Origin of the sequence: Pseudoalteromonas sp. GW168-MNA-CIBAN-0100 (assembly GCF_040309225.1) — a bacterium.
Classification (GTDB): Bacteria; Pseudomonadota; Gammaproteobacteria; order Enterobacterales; family Alteromonadaceae; genus Pseudoalteromonas; species Pseudoalteromonas arctica.
In genome coordinates, this window is the sequence record NZ_JBEOOL010000023.1 from 40,516 (window position 1) to 52,888 (window position 12,373).

Here is a 12,373-nt window from a genome sequence, read left to right on the forward strand (position 1 = left end):
ATTTTATAACTTAAAGGAAGTTTGAGCTTGAGCTATACATAGTTTGAGTTTGTTAAAGGAGTAATATGCTTAATTATAAGTACTTAGGTGGCCCGCTGGCTAAAAAAACAATTTTTAATAAATATTTTAATGCTAAAACAAGTAAAAGTCTTACAAAGCAATTTGGTGGATTATGTATTCTTTATGATTGGCTATATATCGATAAGTTAGGCCTAAAGGCACAACCCCAGCGCTTTCAAGTCCATTCATGCGGTAATGACCCCATGAGAGCACTTATATTTGGTCCCATGTTTTTGGGGTTTTGTGGTAGCTTAGTCGTTGCACTTTTTTTATTAGTAGCTCCTTTTTCTGACGAACCCTTCTCATGGTGGTTTCTGTATTTAGTGCTCGGCTTTAACCTTACATTTTTAAACCTTCAACCTCTCTGGGATAGGATGGCGCCTCCTAAGTTAGCGTATTTTGACCGTCAAACAGGTAAAGTCGGTTACACCTTTGATATTCCTGGTTGTGACGAGCGCGATGAATTTGGTAATTGCTGCTTTGATTGGCGAGATATGCAATGCTCATTAATAAACGAAAGCACCTCGCAGTCGGGCTCGCGGGCATTTTTTCCAAGACTCTCCCATAAAGATATAGATAACTACCCACAAACAAAAATGACGATTGTAGTGACAGAGTTAGCACAAAACCCGATTTATTGTTTACTGTTTTGGGAGCGTTTAGTTCGCTTTATGGATAACACAAAGCCATTACCTGATATACCTGAATATGAGGGTTACAGGCACCTAGATTCAATTACCGCTGAGTTTGATAAGCACAACAATCGCCCTGAGGTTTACTGGCGTGACATGAGCTTTGCACAACAAACAGAAATCTATGATGAGCTCTATGCTGAGGCATACAAAATAGATTGGTACAGCGACGAGCCACAACCCGAAATCACCAAACCATGGTTACGGTGGACGCCTGAGCCCGAGCGAAAAAAAACACTTAATTGGAAATACAAAGCGAAACGTTTATTTATGCAATTAACGTGTGGGATCCCTTGAGTACCTTTTATGGCGCAGTTTAGTTTATATAATTAGAGTGGCTGTCTAGTTTAATTAAGCTAGCACAAAATAGTATAACTTTAGAATTAAGCATATAAAGACCTAGCTCTGTAAAGGTCGCTTCCTACTCATGAATTTAATTTTTACTATTATTTTTTTAAATTATGAATAGGGTTTATATGTTCTTTTATTTTATTAATTGCCTTTTTTTCAACAATTGAATTAGTCTTGGATTGTTATTTTAATGTTGTTTTTTTTGAAATAATTTGTATAATTCTGCGCGGGAATAACAATAAACATTAAAAAGGATGGAAATGAATACATTTTTAAAAAAAGTATTAACTACGGTTACACTTACAAGTACATTAATTTTGACTGGTTGTATGTCAACTGAATTAAAAGTTAATGATAAATATGAACAACCAATCAACCTATCTACTAACAACCCTGCTTTAATCTTTCCGGTTTCATTGCATGGCGTGCCTGGTAATAGCAGTGAAGTTGGCTTGGCTATAACCGCTGGTGTTGCCGGTCAATATGGTACTTCAGTTATTTCAGCTCAGCAGTTATATAGTGTGGTGGGAAATCTTTCTTGGACTTTAGGTGAAAGCATTCGCCGCGGTGCAAGCAAAGGTGATTATAAAATAAATCACTATGGAGAAAAAATTGCTACTGACTTACAGTATTCAATGGAAAAATTAACTAAAGCACTTAAGAGTTCAGGTGTTATTAATGATAAAAACTTTTCTTTTGAAAATGTGATTGTTTTACACGTAGATAGTACTGGTGGGATTCCAGTTCCAGGCGTTAGACGCGTTACAGCTTTTGGTGGCGTAATTAATGTTAAAGATTTAGAAGTTGTATCTTATATTGAAAAAGATTTAGTTTTAGCGAATGACAATGATTCAATACTGGCGCAAATGCCACTAGAAATGAATGCGATTGTTAAAGAACTAATTGGTAAAAAATAATTGCTTTAGCCTTTTAGTATTTTTTTCTAAAAGGCTTTATTTTTTGTAACTATTTAATATCATTAATGCAGTGATTAAGAGTTTTTATAATTTATAAATTAAAATATATACCTATTTTTTAATTTTTAGTTATTTTTAACGTTTTATTACATTCTAGTTAATATTAATTCGTTTATTTAATAATATTCCTCCATTTTTCTCATCCCCAAAATTTTTATCTTTATATAAAGATGACAGCTTCTAAGTGATAAGCAGCCACAGTATAAAAAAGCTATCAACGGGAACGCTCCGCCGCTACATGTGTATTTTTAACTTCGTCTAGTGTAATCCCTATAGCTTGAGCAGCTTTTATTACAGATATTCGGCGTAGTGGATCGGGTTTATAACTGTGTTGATTAACGCTATTTATTCAACTATGTATAAGTCCTTTTGTTTCGTAAAAGTGTAATGTAAAGGCAATAAGTTAGACCCCACCTTAATCTCCATACTTTAAGGTCAGCTTACCTCGCTTATAGCAATGTATAAATATTTAGACTTTATTATTGTAGTTATTTTTAATATCGCCAGTAAATCAGCTAAATCTATATAGGCATAATCCTAAGAATAGCGATTTAAAATATGTTACAAGTTGGCTTTTGTTGTTAGGCTAAAAATACAAATACAAGAGGGATTTTTATGATCAAGACAAGAACAGCAGGCGTGACGTTAACACTTATTCTATTTTTATTAATACCAATGCAAGGATATGCAGATATGTTTGGCTTTTTTAACAAGCAAGACGTTACGTTGTCGTTGTCTATTAAAGGCAGATTATTAAGCAATGGTGAGCCTCAACAAGGCGTTACAGTGACAAGAGAGCTAATTTATGGCGATACTTATGTTGATGAAGCTATAAGTGACAGTAATGGTTACTTCTATTTTAATAATAAAAAAATACGCAGTTCAAAGCCTTCAAACATGTTTTTTAATAGCTCTTTAATGCAAAGTATTCATATAAAAAATAAAAATACTGATGATTCAGTTTTATGGGTTCTAAATACTCTTTTTACAGAGCATCAAGGCTTATTTGCTGATAACTTAAGTAATTTAGAGTGCGAGCTTACTGAAGAGCCAATAACATACGATATACCGATTAAAAACACAGGACATTTTTTTACCGTATATACTCGCTGTAAGTTATAAGTTTATGTAGTGAGATTTAATAAAGTCACCAATTTATTATTGATGACTTTATTAAATTAATTAACGTTTAAGTTGCGCTTCTTTTTGATTTAGCAGACGAATAATAGGGTTTTGCTCTAATATTTTACTTTTTAAAATATAACCAATAATTAATCCAGCTATAAAGCCACCAATATGCGCACCATAATCAATGCCATCGGGGCCTGTTACTGCACCAAAAATGTTAAATCCTAACCAAATAGCGAAGAACCATACCGCAGAAAGTTTCTTCTGATAAATTATAAACATAAAAGTAAGGCTTGCGTGTCTGAACCACATTAAATACATGCCAAATAAACCGGCTATAGCGCCACTTGCACCCACGCCTGGAATTGTAGACATTGGGCTTACAATGTAGCTTGCAAACGATGCGAGTAGTCCACAGGCTAAATACCATAACAAAAAGCGTTTATGGCCTAAAACATCTTCTAGGTTATCGCCAACGATGTATAAAAAGTACATATTGCCGACTAAATGCATTATAGAGCCATGTAAAAATACGCAAGTTAATACAGTCCATAGCTCATTACCTTTGCTTAAATCTGCAGGTGTCATGGCAAAGTTATCAATGACATAGCTGAATGAGCTCGGGTTTAAAAAATAAAGTGCAAAAATCAATGTATTTAAAACAATAAGACCGCGAGTTACCCAAGGAGTCTTTTGTGGCTTAATATTATATTCAACAGGCATTTGCGTTAAAAATTGAAACAAGTAGGTTTTCCAACTCACTTTTTGATTTAGCTCGCCTAAACTCACCTTTATTTCAGGGCTTTTTTCAACACTTTCAAGTTCGTCTTTATCAATCCAGGTGCCATCGCAGTGTCTACAAACATCAATTTCGGTATGAAAAGCTTCCAGTAAGTGAAAACGTTCTAAACTTTTTTTACAATCAGGGCAGTCAAGCTCAGAAACGCCTAATGGCTCACCAAAGTGAGTTTCAAATTTATCACCTTCTGGGCCGTCATTTATCTCGGAAATCATGCGATTCACTTCATTTTTTTCGAACCATAAGCCACCACATTCACGGCAAATATCTATTTCTTCACCCTGATAATTGGTTACTTCTAGTGGATGATCTTTACAATGTGGACAGCTTTTAGTTGGCATTTGTAAGTTCCTTTAACGAACCAACAGAAATATCATTCTGCTGTAATTCCATTTTTAATTGTTTAGCGCTATTTTTTAATGCAGGGAGTGTTTGAGTTTTAATTAAATTAGTAATCTCTTTTAATTCTTCAGCTGCTTGTCTAGCGGAAATCCTTTTATTAGCTACAGCGTCTATTAAAAATTTAGCTCTTGAGTAAAATCGACGTATTTGCGTTAGTAATTCACTTGGGGTTTCGAGTGTAGTTGGAGAGTACTGCATCGTTTGCCAAATGTACTTTTCGAGTGTTGGTTTAAAATACTCAATTTCTTTTATTGATGGGCTTTTTGCAAGTAAATTAGCATACTCTTCCATACTGTTTGCATTATCAGCAACTTCGTCAAATAAGGAGGTGCGCAAATAGTAGTTATCTTCCATTTTACTAAATGAGTCAAATTTAAGCGCTTGTTCTAAGCCGCTTTGAGCAGCTAAATACACGCCGAATATAGTAGAAATAACCATAAAAAATTGATTTAGCCAAAAACCAGTACTTTTTAGTTCTTTGTGATCGACCGTTTTAAGGGCTTGCGAAAATTTTTGAGTAACTACAGGTGGTTTTGTATTGTTTTCAGGGGTGTGATTAGTTGGTTCCAACAGTTTGTTCCTTGAATATTTACTTCCTTTTTAGGCGCACAAGAATACTTAAAAATTAACCAGTTAGCAATGCTCCTACCCACATTGAATATACTTTTTACATATATTAAAGAAACCATTCGAGTATAGCCCTTCCCCTAAATTTTAAATTGTTTTTTAAATCATCTAGCGATCCAACTAAACAAGAAACTTCATGACTCTATATTAATGAATAGAGAGTTTTTGTAGTACCTGAGGCTATTTTGTTAGCAAAGTAACGTATTACCAATAAACGGACTAAAAAAACCTTCTTTAATAACTCAATAATGAGGCGTAGTTAGCCTTTATATTTAAGGCGTTGTTGACCCAACGCCTAAGAGGGGTATTTATTTTGTTATACAAAAGTGGAGAACTTTTTATACAGGCAAAGACTATGTATTTAAAAGCACAGCGCCGCTTTTATTTTCGCCTAAATGATCATCTTTATTGTAAATTGGGCAACTTTTAAGTGATAAGCAACCACATCCTATACAACCGTCTACTTTGTCGCGCAGGCGTTGCATATGCGCAATTCGCTCATCAAGTTGCGCTTGCCAATGTTTTGAAAGTGCTGACCAGTCTTGTTTTGTTGGTGTGCGGTTGTCGGGTAGGGTCGCTAAGGTGTTTTTAATCTCATCGAGCGTAATTCCCATCGCTTGAGCTGCTTTTATTACAGCTACACGGCGTAATACATCAGGTTTATAACGTCGCTGATTACCATTATTTCGCCAGCTCTTAATTAAAAACTTAGTTTCGTAAAAGTGAAGAGTAGATACTTTTACACCACTTCTTTTTGCTACATAGCCAACGGTTAGGTTAGCTTCGGTTAATTTTTTTTGTCCTAGTGGCATAATTTTAATCCTTCAGTTGACCTCAATATAACTTGAGGTTTTAAGCTTCTACCACATTAAAAAAGGAGCTAACTAAATGCAACAAAAACTTGAGCGTAATACTGTTATTATTTATTCAAGCGCACGAAAAAACGGCAATACCACAGCCCATGTTAATAGCTTTGCCGAGCAAAATGATGTGCGCGTAATTTGTCTGGATGATTATAAAATTGCGCCGTATTGTTATGACAAAAACTATAAAAATAATGACTTTTACGCGCTATTTGAAGCAGTTTTAAAGTACGACCATTGGGTGTTCGCGTCTCCTGTTTATTGGTATAACACTACGGTACAAATGAAGTCTTTTATAGATAGGATCACAGATTACATGGATGACGAAACCTTGAAGCCGAAGTTACGGGCTTTACGTAATAAAGATTTTTCGTTGTTATCAAACGCATCATCGCTTGAAGCGCCTGATATTTTTGTAGAGATGTTTAAACGAACATTTAGCTATTTAGGTATGCAGTTTATTAACCACCATCATAAAAACACTCAATCGGCAGCATGATAAGCTGCCCTTTCTTCTTTGCTTCTGTTAGTTTTATAAATAGGTTAACTTATTTAAAACACAGGATTGTTTATGAAATACCTATTATTGCTTTTACTTATAAGCCCATTTTCGCAAGCGGGTGAAAACCTTATTAAAGACTTTGGTTGCTTTTATAGTGTACCGGAGCATGTTCAGATTAATGACTCTACGGTATTCAAAATAGCCTTTGATGTTGGTGATGGCGCTAAAAAAGGTGAGCAGAACAATTCAATGAACTCACTTGCACGTTTTATTAATATGCATGTAGCACACGGTGTAAAGCCAGATAACATTCAATTAGCGTTAGTGGTACATGGTAGTGCTAGCGTTGATGTATTGGCTAATAGTGAATATAAAGAACGTTTTAAAGCAGATAACAAAAATCAAAGTTTAATAAAGCAATTGTTGGCCAATAACACCGTGGTTTATGTATGTGGGCAATCGGCTACGCATCATAAAGTAGCACCAGAACAACTAATTGAAGGTGTGCAAATGTCACTTTCGGCGATGACAGCACATGCCCAGCTGCAACAGCAGGGTTATACACTCAATCCATTTTAATAATTAACATGACAAAAAATATTCTCTGCTTTGGTGATTCTAATACGTGGGCTTTAAACCCTGTAACGGGAAAACGCTTTGATGAAAATACCCGTTGGACATCGTTATTAAATAAAAACTTAGGGTGTGGCTTTAACGTAATAGAGGCAGGGCAGCCTAACCGCACGTTAGTGCATAATCCACCGTTTGATGGCGTGCTTAATGGTGTTAGTTATCTAAAGCCTTACTTGGATAAGCATGAGCTCGCCTTTATTATTATTGCCCTTGGTACAAACGATCTTAAAAAACGTTTTAATTTAACACCTAGTTTAATAGCTGGTGGCTTAAATGATTTAATTAACTCAATACATATTTATTATCAGCAAGGTAGTACTTTAAAACCCCCTAAAATTATTATTGCTAGCCCACCTAAAATAAGAATCACTGAGCAGTATTCGCGTATTTACGAAGGTGCAGATACAAAAGCAACAAAGCTCACTAGTGCATTTAAAAGCGTTGCGGCTAATAATAAATGTACTTTTATTGATTTTAATACATTTATTAATGTAACAGCCGGTGATGGGCTTCACTTTGAAAGTAATCAGCATTTAACGCTAAGTGCTAAAATTACTCAATTGGTTCAAAATTCATTCAATAATTCTTGAATCTATCTGTTTGAATTTAATGCGACTTATGCAATCATCTAATAAAGTAGTGATATAAATTAACAACTTCGAGATGCTATGAAAAAGTACCAACAAAAATCTATTATAGCCATTTTAACCGGAGGGTTAGTTTTTGTAACTGGCTGTTTTATCTTGCTCAATTTTGCAGCGCAGCAGTTAACAGCACAAACAAAGTATGATGCTGAATATATTCTCGGTCATGTAGAAGGTGCAATTGCAGAGAGGCGTCGAATTCTTACCCCATTAAATAAGCTTGCGTTTAAACAGTGTGATAATACAACTCTTCTTGAGATGCGCCGCGCTTTATTTGACGCAAAATATGTAATTGATATAGGCTTTTTTAAAGATAACCAGCTAGTTTGTACTACTGGCGCAGGCTTATTAAGTAAACCAATTAACGACAAACAGCCTGACTTTATTCGAGATGATGAGAAGGTGAGGGTTCGTTTTGAGCCAGAGCTTTATCTATTATTATTTAGTGAGCGCCCTATGGAGGTAATTATAGTCAGACAAGGGGACTATAATTTAATTATGCAGAGCACGCCCTTTACCAACATCGGAATTACTGCGCCAGATTGGGAAGTTATTTATAAAACACCAAATACTTTGCATCATTTAGCAGGTAAAGAGGGGCTGTACCAGCAGGTAAAAAACAGCGTTTTCTTTCCTTACGAAACTAACTCAGTTTGCAGTTCTACAAGTAGTCAATATTGTGTAGTAGTGCACTTGCCTTGGAGTCTGTTTTTTTCTAATAATCACTTATTATTAATAATTTCGTTAATTTTAACCTGTTTAGCGGGCATATCGAGTGCGTTAATAGTTGATGCGAGAATTGCTGCACGACGCTCTACTAATCAGCGAATTCGTAAAGGGCTTAAAAAGGGATCATTTTATTGGACTTACCAGCCCATTATTTGTTTGCAAAGTGGCAAGCTGATTGGTTGCGAGGTACTTGCACGTTTTGAAGATAAGTACGGTGCTTTATTTCCAGATGAGTTTATTCCGGTTATTAGAAAAAATAATTTAACCTGGACTTTTACTGAGGCAATGATTGCCACCACAATCAAAGAGCTAACCTCTATAGAGGTATTGCCTAAAGGCTTCAAAGTGTCGCTTAATATATTTCCGTGTGATGTAGAGCTGGGTAACGTGTCGTTGCTGCCCCAAATTAGAGAGCTTACCAATTCACGCTTTATTATTTGTTTAGAGATAACTGAAGACGAATACCTTGATACAAGCATCGCGCATGCTCATTTTAGAACCTTGGTTGAATCGGGGTTTAACTTATCATTAGATGACTTTGGTACGGGTTATTCGAATTTAAGAAACTTACAAAATTTGAGCTTTCATCAACTTAAAATTGATCGTACGTTTGTTCAAGATATAGCAACTGAGGGCTTAAAAGCCTCTATGATCCCAAATATTATGGAACTTGTGCATAAGTTTAATTATACCTGTGTAGCAGAAGGGATTGAAACCACTGAGCAAGAAGCAATTTTAAAAACAGCGGGTGTGCATTACGGACAAGGCTGGAAGTATGGTAAACCCATGACTGCGTCTAAATTTAAAAATTATATAACTAATCAGCATTTTTAGATCTCAGCAGCCATACTAAACGTATCGGTATGAAATTTATAAATATTAGGTTTATTATGATCAAATTAACATTAAGTGCTTTTGCATTTTTATTACTTAGTGCGTGTACAACACAGTATCCAAACCAGCAGTTAACAGGTAAGCAGTTCCCAAGCATTAGCGGCGAAAGTTTAGAGCAAAGCATGGTGACTATACCCAGCGATTTTAAAGCAGATAAAACACTACTGCTCATTGGGTACAAGCAAGACAGCCAGTTTGATATAGACCGTTGGTTAATTGGTTTAGATATGGCGGGCGTAACGCTCCCTACATACGAACTACCAACCATTGCCGGCATGGCACCACGTATGTTTAGCACATTTATAGACAGCGGTATGCGCAAAGGCATCCCTAAAGAATTATGGGGTGGGGTAATCACTATTTATAAAGATGGCGAGACAGTTCAAAAGTTTACAGGTAATCAAAGCCCAAATAACTCTCGTGTGGTACTTATAAATAGCAGCGGCGAAATTTTATATTTTTATGATCGAGGTTTTTCGGTTGATGCGTTAAATAAATTAAAAGCGAATATTGAGTAGCCTTTAAATTCATTTGTTTAGGTTAATTAAAGTGAAAGGGAGCGAATGCTCCCTTTATATTGTATTTTATTTAAAACGCGTAACTTACACTAAAGCGCGTTGTACGAGGCATAATGTAACGACCATTTGGTGCATCAGCATTACGTGGATCACCTTCTGTAATGCCTTGCTCATCCGTTAAGTTATCTATTGCTACTTGAAGCTTGATGCCCTCCATTGGTTCTAATATTAAACCTAAATCAACTTTTTCGTAGCCGTCGAGTGTTACAGTGTTTTCGTTATTGCCAAAGCGATCATCAACCGCTGAAAGCGTACCGTATAAAGTTGCATACATACCTTGTAGCTCAAAATCGTAACTTGGCGTTATACGTACTTGCCATTTTGGTTGGCGCTGCGACTGGTTACCATCGTTTGTTGGGCTCTCTGTAATTTCAGCATCTTGTAATGTCGTATTTAAATTAACAGAAAAACCAGAATCATGATTAAAGTTGTAATCAAGCTCTATACCGTATGCTTCGTTTGTTAAAATTTCTGCTGGTACGCCAGGTCGTCTTACAAATGTGTCGCCTTTAACTTCATTTACAAATACGGTTGCATAAAAGTCGGTTGATTCAGTAATTAACTTATAGCCAAGCTCGCCTTGAGTTATTTCTTTAATAAGCTTTTCGCCGCCTTCGTAAGCATCAAAGTTATCTCTAAAGTCATCAAAGTAAGGCATTTTATAACCACGGTTAACACGGGCAAACACACCCATATCATCATTAATTGAATAGTTTAACCCTGTAGTCCACGATGTTTTACTTTCATCATAGCTAACGGTTTTAGTAATAATACCGTCAAGGCCCTCATCTACACTGTATTCTACTTCGTGGTTTTCTTGACGTACGCCAACATCAAGTGTAAACGCATCAGCAAATTTGTATTCACCGGTGACATAAAACGCGTTAGTGCGCGCATCACCTGTTGAGCTTATGTCGTAGTTAAAATCACAACCATCGGTGTTTTGATTACATTCAATCCCAGCCAATGCTTCGCCACCTGATTCAAGTACATGGTATGCAGTGTTACCTAAGCTCCACCAATCTTTTGCTGAAGTACTTGCAGTGTAATATCCAAAGGTTGTTGATAGGTCGCCAAATTTTTTCGAAAAAGCTAAATCATTAGTAAATGAGCTGATTTCTTTAAGTACTACCCATCGACCAAGTTGTTGGACTGGGGTATCGCTTGCGTATTCAGTGTTTGTAACTGCTCCAAATGCAGTTTGGCCGTTATCAGCAACTGCTCCAACCGTTGTTGCTGAGCCACTAGGTACTAAACCGTAGGTATTTGCATCGCCTTTGGTAATGTTAAAGCGATCTGAAAAATGCCAACCACCTTTTAGCTCTAGCTTAATACTACCGCCCGAAACATGGCCGTCCCACCCTCTGCCATCACCTAGGTCAATATCAAGTGCTTGTGCATCGGGGCCTGTAAATATTGTTGCTTGACGATTTAGCGTACCAAGTTGCGTATATTCTGCGTCAATACCATCAACATTAAGGGGTGTTGGTAAGTACCATGCACCGTGATCGTCTGTTTGGCGGGTATAAAAGTTAAGCTCACCGTTATCTAAATCTTTAGTAATGTTGATTGTAAATTGGCTCCCCTTTTCAGAAGTAAAGCCCGCATCACGAATACCCGGTGAGCTTTTTACGTAACCGCCAACCATAAAGTATAAATCGTCAGTAATTTCACCACTCATCACAGCATCAACTCGCTGTAAGTCGTAATCAGAAGTTGTGTATTTAAATAAGCCTTCTGTTTCTTCGCCACCACGTTTTAATCTAAAATTGGTTGTTAATCCTGGTTGTCCGTTAGATAAAACAGGATTAGGTCCACCACGCAGGGCTTCTACTGTCTCAATGGTTTCATCAACACGAAACATTGATGAGTTCTCTAAAAACGATAAGGTTGATGCTGGGTAAATTGGTGAACCTTCAATACTTAGCGTTAAAAATGGGGCATCCCCACCGCCAGGAAAACCACGAACAAATACATTCGCACCTGACTCACCACCTGAGCTTTCTACCCAAACTCCAGGTATTGCTTTAAATAAGTCAGCGGTGCTTTTTGGAGACAATTTAATAATTTGTTCACTATCGATATTAGTTACCGCATAGCTAGCATCTATTTTTCTTATTCCAACACCTGTGGGTGTTCCTGATACTACAATACGCTCAACTTTTTGTTTTTCTTGTGCTTGCTCTGCAGCAAATGCGCATTGAGTGCTAAGCGCTAAAGTAATGGCACACGCTAGTGTACTTTTTGCTTTACTGATTTTCATGTGTGTGATCCCGTTTTTAGTGTATTAAACAGTGTATTACTGCAGTCTTTTTACTAAAAAGCATTGTAAATAGGCTGTGTATATTGAAACCTTAGAGATAAATGCAAACGTTTGCAATATTTATTTGTAAATTATTTATGAATTTATATAGTTTATTTATTGAGCTTATTTATATGTTAAACACTTTTTGGGTCGTTGTTCGCGCCAGCAAAAAATAATAATGCTATATTG

12 protein-coding genes are annotated in these 12,373 nt (G+C 36.3%); 8 read left to right on the plus strand and 4 right to left on the minus strand.

Annotated features, from left to right (window positions below; genetic code table 11):
• Window positions 1–65: 65 nt before the first annotated feature.
• From AAEY62_RS14425 to AAEY62_RS14440, 3 genes are all read left to right on the plus strand, one after another.
• On the plus strand, window positions 66–1,049 hold the full coding sequence (locus AAEY62_RS14425) for a hypothetical protein (RefSeq protein ID WP_350635189.1): 984 nt from the start codon (window positions 66–68) through the stop codon (window positions 1,047–1,049).
• 314 nt (window positions 1,050–1,363) lie between these two features.
• Window positions 1,364–2,020 (plus strand): hypothetical protein, encoded by a 657-nt coding sequence (locus AAEY62_RS14430; protein WP_165721747.1) that lies wholly within the window; start codon window positions 1,364–1,366, stop codon window positions 2,018–2,020.
• 675 nt (window positions 2,021–2,695) lie between these two features.
• The gene (locus AAEY62_RS14440; RefSeq protein WP_024592003.1) at window positions 2,696–3,202 is read left to right on the plus strand and encodes a DUF6795 domain-containing protein; all 507 of its coding nucleotides are present in this window, start codon (window positions 2,696–2,698) and stop codon (window positions 3,200–3,202) included.
• Window positions 3,203–3,262: 60 nt separating this feature from the next.
• Here the strand turns inward: AAEY62_RS14440 and AAEY62_RS14445 are convergent, their stop codons facing one another.
• The 3 genes from AAEY62_RS14445 to soxR form a co-directional block, all read right to left on the minus strand.
• Entirely contained in the window at window positions 3,263–4,348 is a 1,086-nt protein-coding gene (locus AAEY62_RS14445) for a rhomboid family intramembrane serine protease (protein ID WP_007584430.1), read from the minus strand.
• Window positions 4,338–4,979: a hypothetical protein gene (locus tag AAEY62_RS14450; RefSeq protein WP_007584429.1), complete on the minus strand. Its 642-nt coding sequence runs from the start codon at window positions 4,977–4,979 to the stop codon at window positions 4,338–4,340. The genes AAEY62_RS14445 and AAEY62_RS14450 overlap by 11 nt, the downstream gene beginning before the upstream one ends.
• A gap of 410 nt (window positions 4,980–5,389) precedes the next feature.
• The gene (gene soxR / locus AAEY62_RS14455) at window positions 5,390–5,848 is read right to left on the minus strand and encodes a redox-sensitive transcriptional activator SoxR (RefSeq protein WP_024607319.1); all 459 of its coding nucleotides are present in this window, start codon (window positions 5,846–5,848) and stop codon (window positions 5,390–5,392) included.
• A 76-nt stretch (window positions 5,849–5,924) separates the two neighbouring features.
• Between soxR and AAEY62_RS14460 the strand changes: the two genes are divergently transcribed.
• The 5 genes from AAEY62_RS14460 to AAEY62_RS14480 all read left to right on the plus strand — a co-directional run bounded on the left by AAEY62_RS14460 (window position 5,925) and on the right by AAEY62_RS14480 (window position 9,819).
• A complete protein-coding gene (locus AAEY62_RS14460) occupies window positions 5,925–6,398 on the plus strand; it encodes a flavodoxin family protein (protein ID WP_197237205.1) in 474 nt (157 codons plus the stop codon).
• Between the two features lie 72 nt (window positions 6,399–6,470).
• Window positions 6,471–6,980, plus strand: coding sequence for a DsrE family protein (locus tag AAEY62_RS14465; protein ID WP_350635192.1), 510 nt, complete (start codon window positions 6,471–6,473; stop codon window positions 6,978–6,980).
• A gap of 8 nt (window positions 6,981–6,988) precedes the next feature.
• Window positions 6,989–7,624 (plus strand): SGNH/GDSL hydrolase family protein, encoded by a 636-nt coding sequence (locus AAEY62_RS14470; protein WP_350635194.1) that lies wholly within the window; start codon window positions 6,989–6,991, stop codon window positions 7,622–7,624.
• Between the two features lie 78 nt (window positions 7,625–7,702).
• The gene (locus tag AAEY62_RS14475) at window positions 7,703–9,241 is read left to right on the plus strand and encodes an EAL domain-containing protein (protein ID WP_350635196.1); all 1,539 of its coding nucleotides are present in this window, start codon (window positions 7,703–7,705) and stop codon (window positions 9,239–9,241) included.
• Window positions 9,242–9,297: 56 nt separating this feature from the next.
• Window positions 9,298–9,819: a hypothetical protein gene (locus AAEY62_RS14480; protein ID WP_350635198.1), complete on the plus strand. Its 522-nt coding sequence runs from the start codon at window positions 9,298–9,300 to the stop codon at window positions 9,817–9,819.
• Between the two features lie 70 nt (window positions 9,820–9,889).
• Here the strand turns inward: AAEY62_RS14480 and AAEY62_RS14485 are convergent, their stop codons facing one another.
• On the minus strand, window positions 9,890–12,142 hold the full coding sequence (locus AAEY62_RS14485) for a TonB-dependent receptor (protein WP_024591994.1): 2,253 nt from the start codon (window positions 12,140–12,142) through the stop codon (window positions 9,890–9,892).
• Between the last annotated feature and the right edge of the window lie 231 nt (window positions 12,143–12,373).